General features: G+C 30.6%; 12 protein-coding genes. 10 read left to right on the top strand and 2 right to left on the bottom strand.

The features are described from left to right. Positions 1-180 precede the first annotated feature (180 nt). From ACX6CF_RS03235 to ACX6CF_RS03250, 4 genes are all read left to right on the top strand, one after another. Positions 181-7,929 carry an Ig-like domain repeat protein gene (locus tag ACX6CF_RS03235; RefSeq protein ID WP_458783860.1) on the top strand — a complete coding sequence of 2,583 codons (7,749 nt, stop codon included), beginning with the start codon at positions 181-183 and terminating at the stop codon, positions 7,927-7,929. Between the two features lie 25 nt (positions 7,930-7,954). Next, positions 7,955-14,833, top strand: a complete 6,879-nt coding sequence (locus ACX6CF_RS03240) for an S-layer homology domain-containing protein (protein WP_458783861.1) — start codon at positions 7,955-7,957, stop codon at positions 14,831-14,833. Between the two features lie 149 nt (positions 14,834-14,982). After that, on the top strand, positions 14,983-15,867 hold the full coding sequence (locus ACX6CF_RS03245; RefSeq protein ID WP_458783862.1) for an AraC family transcriptional regulator: 885 nt from the start codon (positions 14,983-14,985) through the stop codon (positions 15,865-15,867). A 31-nt stretch (positions 15,868-15,898) separates the two neighbouring features. Next, the gene (locus ACX6CF_RS03250; protein WP_458783863.1) at positions 15,899-16,183 is read left to right on the top strand and encodes a helix-turn-helix domain-containing protein; all 285 of its coding nucleotides are present in this window, start codon (positions 15,899-15,901) and stop codon (positions 16,181-16,183) included. A 141-nt stretch (positions 16,184-16,324) separates the two neighbouring features. On the opposite strand, the gene ACX6CF_RS03255 is transcribed toward ACX6CF_RS03250, so the two are convergent. Next, positions 16,325-16,450 carry a hypothetical protein gene (locus tag ACX6CF_RS03255; protein WP_458783864.1) on the bottom strand — a complete coding sequence of 42 codons (126 nt, stop codon included), beginning with the start codon at positions 16,448-16,450 and terminating at the stop codon, positions 16,325-16,327. An 85-nt stretch (positions 16,451-16,535) separates the two neighbouring features. Then, on the bottom strand, positions 16,536-16,931 hold the full coding sequence (locus ACX6CF_RS03260) for a hypothetical protein (protein ID WP_458783865.1): 396 nt from the start codon (positions 16,929-16,931) through the stop codon (positions 16,536-16,538). Positions 16,932-17,152: 221 nt separating this feature from the next. Here ACX6CF_RS03260 and ACX6CF_RS03265 point away from each other — a divergent pair, with 221 nt between their 5' ends. From ACX6CF_RS03265 to ACX6CF_RS03290, 6 genes are all read left to right on the top strand, one after another. Further along, positions 17,153-18,025 carry a mechanosensitive ion channel domain-containing protein gene (locus ACX6CF_RS03265; protein WP_458783866.1) on the top strand — a complete coding sequence of 291 codons (873 nt, stop codon included), beginning with the start codon at positions 17,153-17,155 and terminating at the stop codon, positions 18,023-18,025. A 90-nt stretch (positions 18,026-18,115) separates the two neighbouring features. After that, a complete protein-coding gene (locus tag ACX6CF_RS03270) occupies positions 18,116-18,337 on the top strand; it encodes a YdbC family protein (protein WP_458783867.1) in 222 nt (73 codons plus the stop codon). 137 nt (positions 18,338-18,474) lie between these two features. Next, positions 18,475-19,284: an Ntn hydrolase family protein gene (locus ACX6CF_RS03275; protein ID WP_458783868.1), complete on the top strand. Its 810-nt coding sequence runs from the start codon at positions 18,475-18,477 to the stop codon at positions 19,282-19,284. Between the two features lie 383 nt (positions 19,285-19,667). Further along, a complete protein-coding gene (locus ACX6CF_RS03280; protein ID WP_458783869.1) occupies positions 19,668-21,062 on the top strand; it encodes an ATP-binding protein in 1,395 nt (464 codons plus the stop codon). 4 nt (positions 21,063-21,066) lie between these two features. Beyond that, the gene (locus tag ACX6CF_RS03285) at positions 21,067-23,712 is read left to right on the top strand and encodes a Z1 domain-containing protein (RefSeq protein ID WP_458783870.1); all 2,646 of its coding nucleotides are present in this window, start codon (positions 21,067-21,069) and stop codon (positions 23,710-23,712) included. Further along, positions 23,705-24,652: a PD-(D/E)XK motif protein gene (locus tag ACX6CF_RS03290; protein WP_458783871.1), complete on the top strand. Its 948-nt coding sequence runs from the start codon at positions 23,705-23,707 to the stop codon at positions 24,650-24,652. The genes ACX6CF_RS03285 and ACX6CF_RS03290 overlap by 8 nt, the downstream gene beginning before the upstream one ends. Position 24,653: the final 1 nt, after the last annotated feature.

Below are 24,653 nucleotides of genomic sequence, written 5' to 3' on the forward strand. Positions count from 1 at the left end.
GGTTTATATATATATAAACCATCTAATAATGATTCATTTATTGGTGAAGAATTGATAAAGGATATAGTAGGAAATACTATGACTGCATATTCCAATACAGCATGTATCAATTCAAATATAATCATTCAAAACAAGATCCCTTCCATTAGTAGTATTACGGCAAATAAAGGGAATGTATCTTTGAATAATGGGGATACATTGGATATCACTTTGGATTTTACTGAACCAGTAATGATTACTGGAACTCCAGTATTAAATCTAAGCAATGGACAAACAGCTAATATGACTAGTGGTACAGGTGTATATACATTATCTGCCGATTTTAGGTATGACATTGGATCTACAGAGAATGGGACTGGGTTGCATATAACTTCAATATCAGGAGGAAACATAGTTGATTATTCTGGCAATCCACTTACTAGAACAATTGATGTAGATAATATTAAAAGTAACAATATACGAATAGACAATATTGCACCAACAATATCCTTGAGCGAAAATGGGAACTCTACATATGTACAATCCCAATCAACAACAATGTATGTAACTGATACTAACGGTTCAGGGATAGGAAACGTTAAGTATATTTGGAATACAGTGCCATCAACACCTAGCGTATCTTCATTCACACAAATAGGTGGAAACAATATTCAGGCTAGTATTAGTGGAGCAACTGGTACTAGGTATTTACATATAATGGCTACAGATATTGCAGGCAATGTTAGTAATTTTAATTCGTCAGGGTTTAATATTGACAATGAAGCACCTACAATAAGCATTAATAATAATGGGGGTTCTTTTTCTAAAGAACATACTGCAAGAGTAAATCTAATTGATGCGCATTCAGGTATTAATTCTAATTTTAAATATCTTTGGAGTACCAGTACAACAATGCCCTCTGACTCTGAGTTTGATACAGGTTCAAGTGGATTGATAAATGCTGATATAACGAAGAATACAGGTGACGGAAATTTTTATTTGTATATTAGAGCTACGGATAATGCAGGTAATAATGCTTATTTCAAGTCTAATTTATTTGTCTTTGATAATACTGCTCCTGATCATATAGATATTGTCAATAATGCTGATAGTTATTCTTATCAAAAGAATTATGATATTTCAATCTCGGCAGAAGATACTAATGGGATATATACGGATAGTAGTATCAAAAATATTAAATATAAATGGAGTGATAGCACAACACATGATACAAACTTGACTACAGGGTGGACAATCTATTCTAGTGGGATTAATTATGATAATAGTGGAGTAACAGGCATAAAATATCTTCATGTAGCAGCTGAAGACATAGCTGGAAATATAGGATATGATACTAACTTATATACTTTTGACTATAAAAAACCAAACATTAATGTTGTGAGCAGTGATTTGACAGGTAGTCACAAAAGCATTACATCAAGAGTTGAAGTATCTGATATACATAATGACATTAGCGTATTTAAATATATTTGGAGAGAAGATATTATTGAAAATAGTGTTGATGGATCATGGGTGACAGCTCCTACAACTGGGAAAACAGGAATAGGAAATCCAACAAAAAACGATGTATCAGGCAATTGGTATCTTCATGGGTACTGCCAGGATAATGTTGGAAATTCTTCTTACAGTATTACAGGACCTTACACAATTGATATAGATGGACCAACAGGAAATATAACAATTTCTGAGAGTGAAATAAACAGTGGTCTAATAACGTTGAATATTTCAGCTACAGATAATTTACCTAGTAATAACTTATATTACTCCCTATCACAAGACAATGATATAACTTGGAGTGATTGGATTAGTTTTCCAAGTACTGTTACCCTCAATAATTATTTATTAGAGAATATTGAAGAAGGAATAACTAAAGTATCAGTAAAATTTAAAGATGGTACTGATAATGTTAGCGGTATTTATTCAGATACGGTTAGAATTGATGTCACACCACCAACAGGTAGCATTGTTTATTCACCAGAAGAGAGTCAAGGATGGACTAAGGAAAATGTTGTAGCCAGCTTGACCAACTTGGAAGATAATCTAGGGGGAAGTGTTATAACACCAAGTGGTAATACTTATAGTTTCACAGACAATGGAAGCTATATATTCCAATTGCAGGATGAATTGGGTAATGATGCGACTATATCTGCATTAGTAACATGGATAGATAAAATAGATCCAATAATTGCACAGATTACTGGTAATCAAACACCAAGCAAAGAACATCAGGCATTGATTAGTGTAACAGATAATGAGACTTCAAAAGATGAAATAAATTTATACTGTCAGTGGTCCAATAGTCAGGCCATACCTACAATTAATGATGTCAATTGGACAGAAATCACTAATGATTCAACTATAGATAAGAATAATGTTGACGGTGAGTGGTACGTTCATGTGAAAGCAGTTGACCAAGCAGGGAATTCATCTATTTATACCAGTGGCAAGTATATTTTTGATAATACACCACCAGTAGGGTTGATAAATATCACAGAAGAATTTATTAATCATAATAGCATCACGATTAACTTAGAATGTAGTGACGTGTATAGCAATGAATCAAACATTTCCTATTCTATTTCAGAGGATAATATAAATTGGGAACCCTGGACAAGTTTTGTTTCAATTATTAATGGATATGAAACTACTGTTACTGAAGGTGAACATACCGTTTATGTAAAATTCAAAGATGGATTGGGAAATGAGAGCAATGTAGTCTCTGATAAATTCATCATAGATAAGACACCTCCTAGTGGTAATATTTCATATAGTTCAGATGATTCTAATGGATATATTAGTGCTGATGTAAGAGCTACGCTTATTAACATTACAGATAATTATTCAGACTCAAAGGATATTATAGTAAATGACACTGAATATAATTTTACTGAAAATGGAGGATATACATTTACATTGACAGATGCAACAGGAAATTCAACTACTATCAGTGCTAATGTTGATTGGATTGATAAAACAACACCTACAATAACCTTGACCCCAAATACGAATCAAACACCAAAATCAAGCCAGAGTGTGGGGATTCATGTGGAAGACAATACTACTGTAGATGAGGAAATTACTATTTGCTATCAATGGACTCAAAATAATACATTACCAGTCAGTAATGATGTGAACTGGTTGGATATCACAAATGATTCAACAGTTAGTATCGATGTTCTAGATGGAGAATACTATCTTCATATAAAAGCCATTGATAAACCAGGAAATATTAAATATCACACAAGTGGTAAATTTGTTTTAGACAATGAAGGACCTACAGGAAGTATTAATATTGTTCAGGCTATTACGAATACAAACACCATAGATATTGGATTATCAGCGACTGATAATGTAAGTCAGTCAGGGACATTAAAATATGCTTTATCATCTGATGGATTTACATGGTCTGAATATAAACTCATGACAAGCCAAGTATCAAACTATGAGATAGCCAATGTAGAAGGAACTACAGAAGTTTATGTTAAATATATGGATGAGTTGAGTAATGAAAGTGACATATATTCTGATACAGTTGAGTTGGATTTGACACCACCTTCAGCTGACATATACTATTCAGCAATTGAAGAGGATGGTTATATTAATAGAGATGTAGTGGCAACGTTAACTAATATTAGTGATAATTATTCTATATTAGAAAATATAAACATGAACGCCGAGGAATATGTATTTGAAACCAATGGCAGCTACGAGTTCAGTTTAACCGATGAAGTAGGAAATGTTAAACTAATTACTGCCAAGGTGAATTTTATTGATAAAGAATCTCCTATCATACAATCAGTCAGTGGGAATCTTAATTCAGAAAAGTCACATAGCGGATTAATAAATGTAACTGACAATATTACTGAATCTAATAACTTGAGCATTCAATATCAATGGAATCAAAGTCTAGATATACTAGCAGATGATAATTCAGAGTGGATAGATGTTGCAAATGATACAAGTGTTTCAAAAGAGGGTATTGATGGAGATTGGTATTTGCATATTAAAGCCATAGATGGAGCTGGTAATACAGCTAAATATGTAAGCGGAAAATATGTATTCGATAATACTTCTCCAGTTGGGTACATAACATATAGCACTGAAAGCAGGACGGCACAACCAGTCACAGCGACATTGACTTCAAATGAAACCATAACTGTTGTTAATCCAAATGATGGAAACACGAAATATGTTTTTAATGAAAATGGTCAAATTCAGTTTGAATTCATGGATCATGCAGGAAACCAGGGTACTACAATAGCCAAAGTAGATTGGATAGATAAAAACCTGCCATCGGCTAATGTATCAGCATCAACGACCAGTTGGAGCAAGGATGATATTATTCTTACTATTTCTGTTCCAAGTGATTCAAGAATCAGTATAGGAGAATTTGATTTTGGAACAATCAGTCAATACGAATTAATCAATGAAACATCTAGAGAGCTAATTAGTGAAACAGCTACTAGCCAATGTGTTGACTACAAGGAAATAAGGATAGGTGAAAACGGTACAATACTATTTAATATTTTGGATGTAGATACATTATTGAGCCAAGAAATTGAAGTAAGTATTGATAATATTGATAAAGTGAATCCGGAGTATGAAGTATCGTTAAGTGAATTAGTACCAACGATGAATGATGTAGTAATTAATATTAATACATCTGATAATAGTAATACACCTGTTGAAATAGTAGCACCAGATAATGCTATTGGAAGCAATGGTCAATATACAGTTAGTAGTAATGGAAATTATAATTTCAGTATAAAAGATATGGCTGGAAATGAAGTGATTATACCTATTAATATTACTAACATTGATAGAACAGCACCAGATTTGCAAATAACGTATAGCGAAAGTGAGTGGACAAATCAAGATGTTACAGCTACTGTTATTTCAAATGAAGAGATAATTGTTACAAATAACAATAGTGATACTAATTATGTATTCACTGATAATGGAGAATTTGTATTTCAAGTAAAAGATTTAGCAGGCAATGAAAAATCCATAACAGCAACTGTGTCAAACATAGATAAGATTATTCCAGAAGCAGTAATTACGTATAGTCCTGTTGATATAACCAATAGGGATGTTATAGTTTCAATTGTTCCTGATGAGGAAGTAATCATTAATTCCTCTGAAAACTTGATGGTAGTGGAGAATGAAACGAATAAATACATGGTTAAGCAAAATGGAACCTACAATTTCATTCTTATTGATAGAGCAGGTAATGAAAAGATTAAATCCATTAGAATAGAAAACATAGATAAAGACCCAGCACAAATTACATATACTCTATCTACAGAATCAATGACTAATCAAGATGTGCAGATATTTTTACAGGGAAATGAAAGCTTTGATGTAATAACAGTCCCAGAGACAATTAAAATCATCGAAACTGAAACTGAAACAAAATACTACGCTGAGGAAAGTGGTAATTATACTTTTGAGATATCTGATCGGGCAGGAAATATAACTAACAAAATAATTAGTATTACGAATATAGATAAGGTTGCGCCAGTTTTGTCTATTGCATATAGCAATACGGAATGGACAAATGGGAATGTTTTAGCCACTGTATCAGCAGATGAAGAAATTACTATCTTGAATAATGATGGTAGCGATAATAAAACATTTAATCAAAATGGGGAATTTGAATTTCAAGTAAAAGATCTAGCAGGTAATGTTAGTAAAGTAACTGCACAAGTCAACAATATTGACAAGCAAAATCCAAATGCATCCATTACATTTACTCCAAATACTATAGTAAATACTGATGTGATAATTAAGATTATACCTGATGAAATTGTATCCATTGAATCCACGGAAAACTTATCTTTAGTGAATGGAAGCATTAATGAATTTGTAGTTGTTAATAATGGAGATTATCATTTTACATTAATGGATCAAGCGGGAAATGAAACAATAAAAGAAATAATGATAAATAACATAGATAAGGAAAGCCCAATAATAACATATTCCTTATCGACAGATGATAAAACTAATCAAGAAGTTGAAATATATTTAAATGGGAATGAAGCCTTTTCCGTTACGAAAGTTCCAGAAGGTATCAGAGCGGTAACTATCAATGATATAGTCAAGTATTATGCAAAAATAAGTGGTGAATACATATTTGAAGTAGTAGACAGCTATGGAAATGTAGGGGAGAGTAATATTGTTGTTACTAATATTGATGTTGTTCCACCTACATTATCCATTACTTATAGTGCAGACACTTGGACAAATCAAAATGTTATAGCAACAATAGCAGTAGATGAAGAGATAGTAGTATTAAATAATAATAATAGCCCAGAATATGAATTTTTACAAAATGGAGAATTTACATTTTATGTAGAAGACACAGCAGGTAATCAAGCAAGTATTATAGCGGAAGTTGATATAATTGATAAAAAACAGCCATCAGCAACTTTTGAATATAGTACCATTGAAATAACAAAAGAAGATATACAAGTGATTATAAAAGGGAATGAATTACTTAGTAATATCACTTCAATTGAAAACCTTGAATTGATAGATAGTAGTGGAACAGAAGGGATAGTTTCCAGTGAGTACAACATTACATCCAACGGTGAATATCATTTTACAATTACTGATTTAGCAGGTAACAGTACAGAATATGAAATATACATAGTGAATATTGATAAAGTACCGCCAGTAATGGAATATACACTTATATATGATACACCAGTAGGATTAAAAGAAGTTAATCAAGATGGTGTAATCATTAAAGGACCTATAATAAATACTGGAGATGACAGCTTGATTTATCAAGATTCTTTAATAACAAAAAATGATATATTGTTGAAATTTAATGCAAATGAAACTTTTACGATTATTGAAAAGCCACAGGAAGTAACAATAGATAAGGAAGATTATTATGTCATTAGCAACAATGGAACATTTAACTTCAAAAGCCAAGATATAGCTGGAAATATAACGGATATTAATATTATTATTAGTACCATTGCAAAATCAACACCACAGGTAAATATTGTGTATAGTGAAACTGGTGTTACCAAAAATGATGTCATCGCCACAGTAGAATCAACAAATGGAGAATATATCAGAGTTGTTAATAATTACAATAATTACAGTAGGGTATTTACAGACAATGGAGAGTATACATTTATTGTGCAAGATTATGCTGGGAATGAAATACATGCTACTGCAACAGTAAGCAATATTGATAGAAGTCTACCCATTCTAACTCTTACTTATGATAAGACATCCTATACCAACCAAAGTGTAAATGTTGAAGTCAGTGCAAATGAAGAGTTTATCATGTTGAATAATGAAGGAAATACAACCTACACATTCAAAAATAATGGAGAAGTAAAATTCATTGCACGTGATTTGATTGGAAATATAAATGAAATAATAGCAAAAGTAGATTATATTGATAAAACACCACCTAAAATAATCTTCACAGGTCAAGAGATAGTAAACATAGTTGTTGGTGAGAACAGGGATTTATTAGCCGATGTAACTACTATGAATTATGAAGATAGTAGATTAGAGATTAACTATACAAGCAATCTGGACATTAATAAACCAGGTAGTTATACAATTACATATGAGGTTACTGATCATGCAGGTAATAAAGGTATTAGAGAAAGACAGATTATAGTAATTGATAATCAACTTACTGCGACATTCAATGGAAAATTAATGAATGAATTAGATTATTTAACGGGAAACTCCTTAGAAATAAATATTTATAATCCTTTAGGAGAGTACAAGATTCTTTATAGTAAAGGTAAAATAACAAAAGGGCAAATGAAGATTCGAGGTACTGAATTTAACGATGAAGTTTTTGAAATCAGCGAAAGTGGATGGTATTCATTCATGATATATGACCAAGAAAGAAACACTAGATTTTATAACTTGTTAATTCAGAGAATTTCATAATTATATATTTGAAAAGGAGAATTATATGAAAAACAAGATGCGTACAAGAATTACTGCGTTAAGTATAATAATTACAATGTTGTTTTCCATGATGCCAGTATTGGGAATGGAATATGAAATAAACGATTCTAAATTCAGTAATGGTTTAATTGAATATCGTGTAGACAAAAAAGATGGAAGATTCATTATTAGAACTGTAGATGGATCGCCTTACATAGATACTGACAATGATAAGAAATTACTATTTGATAAAAACAATGATCCAGAAACTTCCTTTACCTCATTCGTTATTGATGGTGAAGAATATATATTTGGAAATGAATATGGTTTTCTTAATGAAAAGGATGGATTTATTAAAGTTCCTAACAATGTAGGAAATGTTAATACTTCGATTTGGAAAGTGGATGGAATAGTAGTTACTCAAAAAATTGAATTGGTTGAAGATAGAGATCACCCCAATATTGGAAACGTTAAAATAAGGTATGAAATTGTAAATGGGAGTACAATAGCGAAAAACATTGGAAGTAGAATATTATTAGATACAATGTTAGGTGCCAATGATGGTTCAGCAGTTGTATTAGGAAACACAGGCGACATAATAACCAATGAAACCGTTTTGACGAGAGAAGACATACCATCTTATTGGAGATGTTCTGATGATCTATTTACTCCAAAAGTTGTATCTTATGGATTTACGAAAGGATGGGGGAATCCAGCTCCAGATAAGATGATAGTTGCACATTGGAATAATTTAGCTGAAACAAAATGGGATTATCAGGTAGATCCAAACCTTGATTTTACTAGTGAACATAATCAAGTGGGAACTAAGGATAGTGCTGTAGCTTTGTATTGGAACGAAGAATCATTAAATCCAGGAGAAACTAGAACCATAGAAACCTATTATGGACTTGGGGATTTGAGTAACTATGATTCTAATTCAACCTTTATAGCTGATCTCATATCACCCAATAAAGTAACTGTTAATAGTCAAAAAGATGGTTATGAAGAAAATAAATTTCAAGTATCAGTTGATATAAATAATAATTTACTGGATTCTGAAATATTGACAAATATAACAGCTAAACTTATAACTAGACCTGAAGGTTTTGTACTTTCACAAGGGGAAACACAGGAAAAGACTATAGCAGTTGTTAATAAAGGAAGCATAGCTACATTGTCTTGGGATATTGAGCCTGTTAATCAAGATATTTATATATCAGAGCCCATAAAAGTTGAGATAACATCTGATAACAACAGTCAGCCTGTAGTCGATGTCAATTATATTTTATTACCCTCTGTACAAGGTGAGCCACCATCAATTCAAATCTTATCCACTGCACCAGAGAAAATATATTTCCAAGGAGATAAATACATAACTATAAAAGGAAATGGATTTCTATACTTTAATGATAAAAGTATTTGGAAGATGTTTCTTATTGATGAAGCAGGTAAAAAATATGAAATACCAAAAGAGAGTATTGATGTTGTCGGTGATCAAAAGATAAATATTTCATTACTTGATGGACAGATTGAAGATGAAATGAAATTAGGGAAATATTCAATAAGCATGGTCCATGATGATTTAGAAAAGCCTGTAAACATACCTTATGAAAAACAAATAATTTTTACTGATGACATTAATTATAGAGCTAGAAGTTATGGGGTCTTATATATAGAAAAGAGAGAGTTAAATAGTGAATTCAAATATTATATCAACACTATTGATTCTAAAGAACGGTTAGATAATGTTAAAGCTTATTTGAAAACAAATGATGAACAACCAGCTGATTACGAAACTACCCAAGAGACTGCTAGTAAAGGAGAACTAAAGGAAATAGTATTTGATATAGTCGGTGATATCAAAATGACGACAGATCAAACCACTAATCAAAATCTTTACAAGATAAATACAAACAATCAGTCGGCAATAATTAATTCTGTCATTATATTTGAAGATGCGAAGAAACCAATAGAAATCAAAAAAGTAGATGATTTAATATTAATTAACGGAAAAGGAACATTACAGTTATTAAATTATGGAGAAATATGGTGGTCGGGATTTGACACTTTTATTGCCGATGGAACCGATTATAATATCAATAAAATCAAAGAAGATGAAGATGAGTTTGAAAATATTACAATCGCATTGTTTGATTATCTATCATTGGCAACCAATGTAGCTTCATTATTCATTGATGGATTTGAAATGGAATTAAGGGATATAATCATGCTCGATGAAGGAGCATCATTAGGCGGAAAATTGGAAGTGAAGATACCCATAGGAACAAAAGATGAAAGTACTGCTACACCTCCAACAACTGATACTCCTACAACAGATGAGACCGTTGTAGACGAAGAAGCTGAAATTGGAGAAGCTCTTCATCAGATGTTTATGACAGATGAAGAAAAAGAGGAAGAAAAAAAAGAAGAACAATTGGAAGAAAAAAGAAAAACACAAAAAGTGAAAAATGCTAAACTACGAGCCATATTACTTAACGATAGTGAGATGTATGATGCCATAATGGAATTAATTAAAAGCAAAGAACCAACAAGTACAAAAGTTGAAAAAGCATTATCACTGGTGATGAAAAGTAAGGAATTGATAACTAAACTGACAAAAATAATAAAAGGTGAAGATAAAGAAGAGGAAAAAGACAAAAAATCAGTAGGAGTAGCAATTGATGTAAAGAAAGTTATTTTTGGTAAGAAATACGGAGCGGATTTTGTATATGATGATGTGAAATATATAGGAATTGAAGGTAAAGGGGATGTAAATATTTCCATACCTGGATTAGATTCAGGAAATAAAAATAAAGGATTAGGTATAGCAGCCAAGCTGAATATTAATTCTTTAGAGGGCATATATTCTTTAGATGCTGATGTTGATATCAAAGTAGCAGAAGCACATGCTTTCATTACCATAATGAGAATACAAGATAGTACATCGGAAGAAAGCAGATATGTTCTAGATGATTTAGTGCTATCAGGTGGTTTTATGCCTGGAATTCCCATAGCCCCACCATTATTTATCAATAAGGTAGGAGGGGGAGTGGAGAATCTCTATGGTGTAATTACAGATGATGATTCGTCACCACCATTAAATGTAGTTGTCATACTTGGACTTAATATCGTACCTTCATTTCAAGGTGATTTCACATTAAAAGCTAGTAAAGAAGGTTTTTCTTTAGATGGATCATTTGAAATAGCAAAATTAAAGGTAATTGATCAAGCAAGTATTGAACTACGATGGGCTAGACCTGTTTACTTAGCACTAAAAGCTCATATTAGTGCATTTGAGATAATCGAAGGCGGATTAAGTATATGTATTGGAGAAATAGAAACTGGTAATAGTGATAAACCCTATGAATTCTTCTTGGAAGGTAAAGCGAATGTAGAGATAGGAGTACCTAATAAAATACCAATTGCTGGGGGAATGAAATTTACTGAAATAGAATTAGGTGTAAGCACCCAGAAAATGTGGGGTAATCTAAAAGTTGGTTTTATACCTATTGGTATGACATGGGTATATAAGGATGGATTTTCTTTCGGTGAATTAGATAATATGAATCCAGAATATGCATATGCGTCCCTTACAGATGTAATAATACCAGATAGATATTGGAATACATACGATGTGCATAGTAAAGAAGGAGATATGAATCTAATATTTGGAAGTAATATTTCTGTTGTAGGTTCTTCAAATTACCAATATGCAAGTATTGGAGATTTTGATTACAATACACAGGTATTAGCATCAATTGATAGAAAAACCCATAATTATAATTTTCAGAACCTGGATATGGGCTTAATTGAACTAACTTTTGTTGATACCATACCAGAAGTAATATTAACTGATCCAAACGGTAATAGGTATCCCCTTGTTTCTGTAGAAGATGATAGCATTAATGGAAATTATATAGTCCAAACCATAGCTGCTAAAGACAGTGAAAGTGGAAACACAGAGAATTATGTATATATTGGAGTAAAAAAACCTATGAATGGAACTTGGGTTTTGGAATCCAATCAAATTATTGATTCAAAGTTAATGGATGTAAAAATCCCTCCAGAATTTAATGGGATTAACATGGGAAAAAATGTGGATAATACTTTGAAAATCACATGGGATGCTAGTCATGCAGAAGATTCTCTAGTGAGTTTGTTTTTGCTGAACAAAAATGAAATTGATGGGGCAGGCTATGCACTTATAGGTAATATAGATGGTACAAAAGGGGCAGAAGGTGTTAGTGTAGATATTCCTAAAGGGATTGAAGAAGGAGATTATGTAGTAAGAGCAACGATTCAACATCCATTATACGGTTATGAATCTACACTGACAGATAATTTTATTACAATTGTAGACTTGGAAAAGCCGGCAAAAGTCAATGAACTTAACACTGAACTATATGGAAATGGATTTATTAGATCAACGTGGAATCCAATTAATGAAGAGGGAATAATATCATATTTTGTTACCGTATATGATTCTCTTGGAAAACCTGTAGAAGGCTATACAGACCTAGAAGTCATGGAAAACTCTGTAGTCCTTGGAGGAAGCTATAAAGACAGCAATACAGGTAATATTGTCAGCTTAATTAGTGGAAATGAATATACGATAGGTATAACTGTGAAAAAAATATTAAATGAAAGTGATGGTACAAAGTCCATTCATTTAGGAGCAGAAAATATTTCTAATAAAGTATTGTTAAGAAATCCAACTCCACCAGAAATAGAAATAATATATAGCAATAATCCAATTCAAGTGATGTCTAAGAACTATTTTAACAGCAATGAGATTAATATTGATTTTAAAACTGATCAAACAGATGTGAACACAACAGTTTATTTAGATGGAGAATATTTTATTAACTTCAACAATCCATCATACAAATTATTCTTTGATTTAGATGATGGAGAACACAAGGTGGAATTTGTATCTGAAAATAAATATAGAGACCGTTCAAGTAAAACATTATTATTTAATATAGATACGACACCACCAGAGTTAAAAGTAGATTCACCTTTACCAGGATTTATTTCTGATACAGGATTGGTATCAATTAAGGGAACCGCTGAGAATGGTAGCCAGATAAAAATAAATGGGATAAATGTAGATTTGGGTGCAAATGATCTATTTGAAAGTGAGTACGTCATACCTGTTAATAAATTGAAAGACAATATTCTGATTGAAGCTATTGATCGTGTTGGAAATACAACAACTTATTCAACAGAGGTTACTAATGGAAAGATAGGCTCTATCGAAGAAATAAAAATCAAACCTGTAATCAATGAGATATTGTCAGGTGAAAAAATGGAGTTCTCTATTGTCGGTGTAGATGACAAGTTACAGGAAGTGGAAATCAACTCATCCAATGTAGAATGGTCAATTATTGAAGGAAACTCTTTGGCAGAGATTTCTGAAGATGGTGTTTTTACAGCTAATGAAGCAGGAGATATAGTACTAAAAGCATCCTATTATATATCAGAAGATTATTCTTATGATGACGCCATTGAATTTCAAATCCTTGACAATATTGAATATGTCTATATGTGGCCATATATTTCATCCATTCAGATAGGAGATAGTGTGAATCTAAGTTTATATGAGGCTTCTAAGTATTCTGAGAACTTTGTGGATAATGGAGTTGTGGATTGGCGAATTGTTAGTGGAGAATCTTTTGCATCCATAGATGAATTCGGACATCTAAAAGCTCTGAAGGTAGGTAAGACCATAGTATCTGGAAGCTATACAGATGGATTCGGTAATGAACATGTATTAGAAAGTGAAATAAATGTTACAAAAGAACCTACTCATAGTAATAATAAGGATAGCAACAATGATATTGATGTTGTAATAGGTAAGATTTGGATTAGCTTAGTTCAAACTGAAAAAAATATAACAATTGAAAATATTGTTGATATCAGTGAAGGTTCCCAAAGAAAATTATCTGTAAGGGGTATAGCCGAGATAGAAATACCAGTAAATACTGTATCAGGTAAAGACCAGCTATTTATCGGAACTATAAATGATCCTGAAAAATTAATACCTACAGATAAGTTTGTTTCACATAGTGAAATAATAGAATTACAATTAAAAGAAGCAGTAGGAAAGTTAAATACTCCGATTAAAGTAACTTTTAAGTTTAGAGGAAGTAATGAAACAAATAAAAATATAGGTGTATATTATTTTAACCCCAAATTTGATAAATGGCAGTATCTAGGTGGAAAAGTAGATATTGAAAGAGGAACAGTGGAAATAGAACTTAATCATCTAAGTAAATATGCTGTACTTGAGAAGAAAGAAGAAAATGATTTCAAAGATATTTCTAATAGATGGTCAACAAAATATATTGAGTCAATAAGTTCATTAGATATTGTAAATGGAGAACAAGTTGGTGAAGACAAATACTTCAGACCAACAAGACTACTTACACGATTAGAGTTTTCAGCCATGATTATTAGGGTTCTTGAAAAAATGTATGATGAAATTCCGAAGAAAGTATCATTTGATGATAAGTCCACTTTTGTTGATTATGAATCATCTAAGGATTGGGGAAAAGAATATATACAGAAAGCATATGAATATGGGCTTGTAAAAGGGATAGAGAAAGATGGTATTGTTAAATTTATGCCTAATAAAAATATCACTAGAGCAGAAGTAATAACTGTCTTAGGTAGAATATTAGAAATGACTGCAACAGTATTACCACCAAGTAATGATTTCACTGATAAAGCTAAGATTCCAACATGGGCTGATGAATACGTGGATTTGCTACAATATTCTGGATTGTTGACAGGATATAGTGATGGAACAGTCAGGATATATAAAAACATTGCAAGAGAAGAAATTGCAAAAATGTGTTTTGATTGGATAGAGTATAGGGATATAGAGATTAAGAAAAATTAAGTAGCCATAATAAAATACTAAGCTAATATGATGTTAAAATAGATACCCAAAAGAAGAGTTATTTGCTGATATGATAGTTGTAGTAATCGTAACAAGGATGATGAAAAACAAATGGCAATTTGGATAGTATTATTTATGGAGGTGTTCATTTGAAAACAAATTATGAAAATATCTTATACCTTATTGATTTAATTGAAGAAGATCTAAGTCAAAATAATAATCTTGAATCATTAGCAAAAAAAATGGGATATTCTAAGTATCATCTCAATAAAATGTTCACAAATGTTGTTGGAATGTCAGTGCATCAATATATTAAAAACAGAAGATTAAGCGAAACAGCAAAAAAACTTATGTGTACTCATGACAGTATATTGGATATAGCTTTGAACACAGGATATGAATCACAACAAGCTTTCACAGAGGCTTTTAAAGCAAAGTTTCGTATGAGTCCTAAGACACTTAGACATAAGATGCGAAAGCTTTCATTAACCCCAAGATTTATATCCAGTGAACATACTTTTAAAATGAATATTAATTTTGAAAATTGTAATGAAATGATATTAGCGGGATTCAGTGCAAATACTCTAAAGGGATTTTTTGTGATTCCAAGGTTATGGAAAAAATTGAATAAATCAAAAGTAAAGATTAGAAATCGTATATCTAAGAATTGGGTTTATGGGCTAAACGATTATGAAAATGCAAAACAAAAGACTGATGGTAATTTAAGTTTTAACTATACTGCATGTGTTGAAGTAGATAATAAAAGAAATGATGATGAAAATATGGTGATTAAAGAATTACAGAAAAGTCGTTATGTAATATTTGCTTTTAGAGCTAAACCACATGACTCTATTGAATCAGTATTAGACTATATTTATCAAGAATGGTTTCCATCTACAACATACCAACTTAATGAACAAGCAAAATATGATATTGTCAAATATGGAGAAATAGTAGATGAACAGGGTATTGCAGATATAAAAGTAATGGTACCAATTGTATCGGAGAACAAAATTAAGACTAGCTTCTTGTGATTTATATATGATTATGTAAAGAGGTGTGATGATGAGTAGAACAGGCGTATCGCTTTCAAAAGTAACAGAGGAGTTAATGAAAGCGGAGGAATTCAGAAATGAATATGAAAAACTTAAAATACGATATGAAATCATATCAGAAATTATTAAAGAAAGAAAAGAACAAAATATAACTCAAGAAGAACTTGCTTTTCGTACTGGAACACAGAAATCTAATATAAGCAGATTAGAAAGTGGTAATTATAACCCATCACTCAATTTTTTGTTTAAGGTAGCAAAAGGATTAGGAAAAGAGATTCATATTATACTTAAATAAGGTGATTTATTTTAAAAAATTGTGTTATGTTAACACAATTTTTTATTGTGGAAATTATATGCTATAATTCTTGATATTGAAACAATGTCAAGTAAGAATGATGATTTGATATGAAAAATCTATTGACAAGGAAAGTAGTGTTTAATCATCATATCCTAATAGTAAGTCTCTAATTTTGTACATGAATTCTTTCGTAATTTCACGATCTACCTTTTCTTTATTGGTTTGATGTACTGTTATTACTAAATTCTTATATGATATTATCATAAAATCACTTAAGACTTTGAGTTCTGATTCAAAATCCTCACCACTACTTGGTAAATAATAGATGCAATTGTTTCCAATATAGCTTTCAGTATATGATATACTTACACATTATTAATGTTTGCATATCTTTGCTTTCAAAATATAATACATCTTGGGTTGGGTCATTAATATTATCACCAGATAGTGTAAGAAAAACACCATTACCAAAGGTCAATTCTGGTCCTATAGCTACGGTATGTTTGCCGTTAGAACCATAAATTAGACTATAATCTTCTATAGCTAAATTATTCTCCATTTCTTCATATAATTGTCTAAAATCTTCATAGTCAAATGCTTTTTCATTTTTATCCAATTCTTCTAGTTTTTCATCATTTTCCGTGGTTGAAATCTCATTACTATCTGGTTTATTATTAAAGCATGTAGTCAGTAAAATCATAAAACCAATGACAAATATTAAACCAATAAAATTTTTTTTATTCACTTAAGACACTTCCTTTGTTAGTACCTAATTATTCTTTTATGCAAACATGTTATACAATATTAGCATATTTTGTCATAATATTCAATAATTTTATTGTTTCTAAAGAAAACGGATTATATGTTATAATACTTGTAGATATAGCTACTTTTGGTTTTTGGCAGTTTAATTCCCAATAATTCAATATGACTATAAATCGGTAGTGAAAGGAGTTTTGCTAAAGAATGAAAGCGATTTTGAGTTATATAAATGATAATGAAGCTTTGATAAAAATTTTATGGACTATAATAGCTTTTGTGCTTATTATGGTAATTATTAGATTAATTAATCGTATTATTTATTCGACTAATAATGAAAACAATAAATATTATATAGCTAGAAAAAGGGTTTACTATTTTTTTAGTACGGTTTTTGTTATAGTCTGTATATTTCTTTGGTCAGATGATACAGCAAGTTTAACCACCTATTTGGGTCTTGTCTCAGCTGGTGTTGCCATAACATTAAAAGATTTGTTTGTAAATATGGCAGCGTGGATTTTCATAATTATTAAAAAACCTATTAAGGCAGGTGATAGGATTAGTATTAATGAACAAAAAGGAGATGTTATTGATATCAGAATGTTCCAATTCAGCTTAATGGAGATATCTTCTTATGAAAATGGTGAGCAAAGTACAGGGCGCATTGTGATTATTCCAAATCACTTTATATTTATTCATGGAATAATCAACTACGATAAAGGATTTAAATATATTTGGAATGAAATTAAGGTGCTTATTACTTTTGAGAGTAATTGGGAAAAGGCTAAAAAAATATTAACGGATATAAGCAATAAACACTCTTTGCATTTATCAGAAAAAGCAGCTAGAATGGTAGAACAAGCAAAAAAACAATATATGATTCATTATAAAAATCTCACACCAATTGTGTATACAGATGTTAAAGAAAGTGGAGTACAATTAACAATAAGATATTTGTGCGTGCCACGTCTAAGAAGGAATACTATAAATGATATATGGGAAGATATTCTTCATGCTTTTGGTAATGAAACAGATATCCAATTAGCATATCCAACAATGAGGATTAATCATAATAAATGATTTATTTAGAAGAATTTTTAGGTTCCAGCAAAAGTACTTTTTACATTGAAGGACAATCTAGTATAAAATAAAATGCAGGAGGAAAATAATATGTCAAACATTAAATATGAAATACAAGAAACAATAGGTAGTTTATCTGAAAATAACAAAGGATGGGCAAAAGAGTTAAATTTAATTAGTTGGAATGATAGAGAACCCAAGTATGATTTAAGAGATTGGGATCCTGAACATGAAAAGATGGGTAAGGGAGTAACTCTTTCTAAAGATGAACTGAAAAAACTTAAAGAGTTGCTTAATGAATTAGACCTATAAATATCTATATAAGATATAAGTATATTAAAGCTATAGAGTTTTAACAATTCTGTAGCTTTGTTTAGATAAAACTAAACAACTGATAAATTATCAAATGGAATAATCGGGAATTAAGAAAATTATAAGGGTGATTAATCATGTGTACAAGTTTTGCTTGTTATAATAAAACACCAATATATGGAATGAATTTTGATTACAATGATGTAAAGTTAAAGTTCAATATTGTTGATGTAAATAGTGTCAATATTTTTCAATTAATGTTCCAGATAGATGATGAATATGTACCTACTGCGGGTTTTAATAGCAATGGTGTTTTTGGAGCTGCTCAAGTTATGATTTCTGATATTGCAACATTTTCAGATAATAGTGATGATTTGATAGAGCCATTTGATGTATATAAAAAAGCTATGGAAAAGGCAAGTAATATTGAATATATTATTGAAGATGTAATTGGACAAAAGAAATTAAATTATTCTAGACAGTTAAAAGGACATCAGTTATATGCAGACAAATATGGTCATACAGTAATTATCGAACCAAGTTTAGATGGGAATTCATTTTTGATATCAGATGAAAAAGATGCTGTAATGACTAATTTTTCAAATAGTGAATTGCTTAATAAGGATATCAATAGTATTAATGGATTTGGAATTGATAGATATATTACTGCTACAAATATGATTAATAGTGCAGAAGAGGAGTTTGATTACAATCTGGCATTTGAAGTATTGAAAAAAACTCAGTTATCTAAAGGGCAATTTACTACACAATATTCAATGGTAATTAATCAAGATTCAATGGATATATTTATTTGCATAAGAAGGGATTTTAATAAAATCTGGAGAGTAGCACTTATGGATAAAACTATTGAAACTTATAGGGGATTCAAAAGGTATAAGAAAGTGATAATTGGACAAAATGGTGTGACGGAAATAGATTTGATATGATAAACAGATATTGAATTAGCATATAAAACAATGAGGATTAATCAAAATTAATGATGCTGAAAATTATGATTGGATAAATATGGAGTTTACTTATAATTATATATAGCGCTAGATAAGAGAGCAGGGTTTAATATTAGCTACTCTCTTTTTTGATTGGGATTAAAATTTAGGATGTTGGTATTTTATAATGGTGATTTAAGATAATTATGTATGTTAAAATGAGATATTTGGTATATACACAAAATGGAAAGGGCATCTAGTGGGTTATTTTTCAAAATTATTGCTTAGTCGATAAATGTAATATATAATAGATATAAGATGTGGTTAAATGTTGAATATACAAAATTATGAGATACATATATAGATAAGAGGGATGAATGAGTATGAAAACTGAAACTGTACAACCCAATATCAGTAATTTTATAAAGTCATTAAGGGATATTGGTTATTCATTTGAAATAGCAGTAGCGGACATTATAGATAATAGTATTTCAGCAGCTGCAAAAAAAATAGATATTATAATTAAACCTGAACCTGAATTAAGTTTTGAATTATTTGATGATGGTATAGGAATGGATGAATTAGAATTAGTAGAGGCAATGAGACTTGCAACAAAGAATCCAGATGATAAGAGAGAGAAAACAGACTTGGGAAGATTTGGACTAGGGTTAAAGACTGCTTCGTTTTCACAGTGCAAGTTACTTACTGTCATTTCAAAGAAGAATGGAATAATTAGTGCAAGACAATGGGATTTAGATTTTATTTCATATAAAAATGAATGGGAATTGATCACTCCAGAAGAATATAATATAGAAAAATTCAATCAATATCATAAAATTGTAGATTGTAAAAATGGTACTTTGGTTGTCTGGGAGAATATTGATCGTTATGATAAGAGCTTATTTTCAAAGAAAATTACTGAGTTAAGAGAGCATATTGCATTGGTTTTTCATAGATTTTTAGAAGCAAGACCAGGTATGCAAAAATTAGAAATATCAATTAACAATATTGTTGTAGAGCCGTTTGATCCTTTTAACAGGAGTCATCCAGCTACACAACAAATTCCTGATGAGATAATATTTTTGCATGATGAACAAATAATAATACAGCCATACATTTTACCTCATCATTCCAAAATTGCGCAAAATGATTATGAGTATTATGCTACAAAAGAGGGATATATTAGGTCACAAGGATTTTATCTTTATAGAGAGAATCGATTGCTAATTTATGGCACGTGGTGGGGGTTACATCAAGCAACTGATGCTCATAAGTTGGTGAGGATAAAGATTGATATTACTAGTGATCAAGATAAATACTGGGGAATAGATATAAAAAAATCGAAAGCTTATCCAACTAGTGAAATTAAAAGTGAATTAAAGAGGATAATTAAAAAAATTACAGTCAAAGGTTCTCGCCCATATTCTGGCAGAGGTAGAAAGATAACTGATAAAACTACTACTAGATTTTGGGATTTAGTACCTCATGAGGGCAAGATACGTTTTATGCTAAATCAAGAACATCCAGTGCTAAAGCAATTATATGACGAATTAGATGCAGAACAATTCTTACTACTTGATAAGTATTTAAAGTGTATACAGTCATATATTCCGATTGAAGCAATTCAGGCACAACTACAAGAGCGACCTCATGATATAGATCAAAAAGGAATTCTTAATGAGGATGAAGCATTAGATTTGATAAAATATTTAGAGAGTGTAGGAAGCAACTATGCAGAATTGATTAAAACAGAAATATTCAAGAATAAGGTGGGGTAGATTAATGGAAATGAGCAATTATCAAAAAGTTAAGAAGAATATAAAAAGTAAGCTACAAGATTTAGAGCCTCCATTACAGGCAAATACAATAAAAGAAAATATTTATGAAATGAGAAACTTGTTAGAAGATAATCAAATGAGGAATCGTATGCTTTCATTCTTCGGATTATCAGCAGATTTTTATATTGCTGAAGAAGATTGGGAACGGATGATTAGAGAATTAGAGATGCATTTTGATGTCCAAATGGACAAAGGATTTTTAATTCAAGGCTATGAACAACAAAAAAGAAATAATAGCTGGTGGACAGATGGAGCTAAAAATTTCAAAGAACTTAATTTTTGGAATCGATATAAAGAATATATGGGACAAGATTTTCCACCTGAAGTCGTTAGGACAATTGATACCGACACAGATGTGGCTATGAATAATATTGCTGACCCTGCTCTAAATGAGTTCTCGAGATATGGTATGGTAGTTGGTCATGTTCAATCAGGTAAAACAGCTAATTATTCTGCATTAATCTGTAAGGCATGTGATGCAGGATATAAATTTATAATTGTTATAGCAGGTGGTATAAATAATCTTAGAAATCAAACACAGGTAAGAATTAATGAAGCTGTTATAGGTGTACAAAATGGAAAACTCGTTGGTGTAGGGAGATTAGGTGGAAATCGAAATGACAGTATTCCAAGTACTTTAACTACAACTGAAACAGATTTTAATAAGAGAGATGCTGATAAAAGTAAAGGTATGATTAATTTCGATAATATCAGTGTTCCAGTTATCATGGTTATAAAAAAACACACAAATACATTGACTAATGTAATTGATTGGTTAAGTGCAAATTATAAGAACAAGATTTCAAAACACGCAATGTTGATGATTGATGATGAATCAGATTATGCATCGATTAATACAAGAGGTGAAGATGACCCAACTACAATAAATAGAAAATTAAGACAACTCATGAGCCTATTTGATAAATGCGCTTATGTTGCATATACGGCGACACCTTATGCAAATATTTTTATTGACTATAAAGTAGACAATAATCAATATGGCAGAGATTTGTTTCCAAAAGACTTTATAGTTGCATTAAATGCACCAAATAACTATTTTGGGGCTAGAAAGATTTTTTTAGAGAATAACAAGAAATATATTATACATATTGAAGATAATGAAGATAAGATACCATTACGACATAAAAAAGACTTTAATATTATGGGATTGCCAGACAGTTTAAAAGAAGCCATAAGAATCTTTATAATAAATATTGCTATTCGTAATTTAAGAGGTCAAAACGGTAAGCATAATAGCATGTTGGTTCATGTAAGTAGATTTACAGCAATCCACATTAAAGTTTCGTTTTTTATAGAAAATTATGTGCAGAATTTAAAGGATGAAATAATATCTTATGGAGCATTACAAGAAGCTTCTAGTTTAAGTGATGATATAAGTCAAATAGAGGAAAGCTTTTATAAAGTACATATAGATATTGGACATTCATGGGAAACTGTTCTTGAAGAAATATGTATAATAATAAGATCAATAAAAGTAAGAGAGGTGCATCAGAAAGCCAAAATTCCTCTAGAATATACCAATGAATCTGGAGTAAATGTAATTGCTGTTGGAGGAGCGAGTTTATCTAGAGGATTTACTTTAGAAGGATTAAGTGTAAGTTACTTTATGCGCACTACAGCTATGTATGATACGTTAATGCAAATGGGTCGTTGGTTTGGATACAGAATTGGATATGAAGATATATGTAAAATCTATATGAGTAAGCAAATGGAAACAAATTTTGCAAGTATTATTGAGGCAACAGAAGATTTATTTGAGGATTTTGGAAGAATGGCGGATGCTAAAAAGACTCCAAATGATTTCGGTTTGTCAGTTAGCCAGCATCCAGACAGTGCGTTACAAGTAACAGCACATAATAAACTGAAACATACAAAAGATTATTATTTTAATATGAAACTTGATGGAGCTGAAAAAGAAACAACATGCTTGAAAAAAGATGAAAAAATTCGTAATAAAAACTTAAAAGTTGTAGAAGATTTTGTACTTAAATTAATTAATAATAAAATTGGACAGCACGAGATTTCGAGAAAAAAGAACCTCTGGAAAGATGTGGATAGAGAGCATATTATTGAATTTCTAGATAACTATGAGGTATTTGCAAGTAACCCTATATACATTACGTCAAAGATGCCTATTGATTTTATAAGAAAATATGCAAATGATATTGATACTAAATGGGATGTTCTATTAGCTAGTGGTAGTTACGGTAAGCATACTATTGGAAATATCACTTTTAGAAAAGAGTATAGAACAATGACAGATAAAGATACTTACCTAGAAGCAAATAGAAGACAGATTTCTTCAGAGTCTTTAGAAAAAGTGCTATTTTCAATTGAAGAAAGTGCTGGCAAGAATAGAAAAGATTTAAGAGCAATTATGAAAAAGCCACTATTAGTATTGCATATAATTGATACTGATAAAGAGGATATTAAAAATTTAGCTGCATTTGGTATTAGTTTTCCAGGAGGAATTAATAGCGGTGGAAAATTAATCAGACATAAGATAAATAGTGTTTATGTTGATCAAATAATTCAGGATATGAAAGAAGAGAGGGATAGTGATGATTAAATCATTCAGTAATCCTTGGGAAAATATGAAGTTCGGTACTAGAAGAAGAATAGAATTTGAAACAAATCATGACTATTTTTGGATTGTTAATTTTGAACATCAATATGGCTTTTACATAAAACTACAAATTGAACACTTAAATTTTGAATTAGATGTTAAACTCAAGGGTATAGATATTTTTACGAATACTACAGATAATAACAATATAGAGTTATGTTTGACTCTGGATAGAAATGAAGATTGGGAAATTTTTTATGTCCTATGTAAAGATTTAATTACAACAATTGATAAATATAAATTAGATAAAGATAAATTAGTTAAACTAAAAAATCGATTAAAGAAATGGAAGAATTTACTGGCAAATAAAGGAAAGTTAAGTCTATCTACAGAAAAGCAAATGGGATTATTTTCTGAGTTATATTGCTTGAAGAATATCATTGCCAGATATAAAGGATACAACGTAGCAATTGATTCGTGGGTTGGTGTCAATCAGGATCGTCAAGATTTTAACTTAGAGAAGATTGTATTAGAGGTAAAATCTCATCGAGTAACTAAAGGTAATGTTGCAAATATATCATCTATAGATCAATTGTATACTGAAAAAGACCAATTGTATTTAGTTTCCTATGGAGTTACGATTGCTGACACAGGTCAGACTATAGATGATATTTATAATGATATAGTGGATAAGGTTGATGAGGAGTATGTAGAAAAATTAAAACTTAAGCTTTTTGAAGCAGGTTGGATACCTAACTTTACTGAACAAAGTAAGGATAATTTTGTTGTTGATTCAGAGACTATTTATTATGTGAATGAATTGTTTCCTAGGTTAAACAGAGAGCTTATTGATAATAGAATTAATGAGATAAAATATAAGATAGACTTATCAAGGTGTCGAGAATTTGTTAGAACATTAGATGAAGTGTTTGGTGGTGAGTAGT

It is taken from the genome of Vallitalea sediminicola (assembly GCF_054408565.1).

Bases quoted from the DNA above. Each gene is read 5' to 3' on its own strand.
- ACX6CF_RS03240 (WP_458783861.1), top strand. From the start codon at position 7,955: ATGAAAAACAAGATGCGTACAAGAATTACTGCGTTAAGTATAATAATT.
- ACX6CF_RS03250 (WP_458783863.1), top strand. From the start codon at position 15,899: ATGAGTAGAACAGGCGTATCGCTTTCAAAAGTAACAGAGGAGTTAATG.
- ACX6CF_RS03255 (WP_458783864.1), bottom strand. From the start codon at position 16,450: ATGATAATATCATATAAGAATTTAGTAATAACAGTACATCAAACCAAT.
- ACX6CF_RS03265 (WP_458783866.1), top strand. From the start codon at position 17,153: ATGAAAGCGATTTTGAGTTATATAAATGATAATGAAGCTTTGATAAAA.
- ACX6CF_RS03270 (WP_458783867.1), top strand. From the start codon at position 18,116: ATGTCAAACATTAAATATGAAATACAAGAAACAATAGGTAGTTTATCT.
- ACX6CF_RS03275 (WP_458783868.1), top strand. From the start codon at position 18,475: ATGTGTACAAGTTTTGCTTGTTATAATAAAACACCAATATATGGAATG.
- ACX6CF_RS03280 (WP_458783869.1), top strand. From the start codon at position 19,668: ATGAAAACTGAAACTGTACAACCCAATATCAGTAATTTTATAAAGTCA.
- ACX6CF_RS03285 (WP_458783870.1), top strand. From the start codon at position 21,067: ATGGAAATGAGCAATTATCAAAAAGTTAAGAAGAATATAAAAAGTAAG.
- ACX6CF_RS03290 (WP_458783871.1), top strand. From the start codon at position 23,705: ATGATTAAATCATTCAGTAATCCTTGGGAAAATATGAAGTTCGGTACT.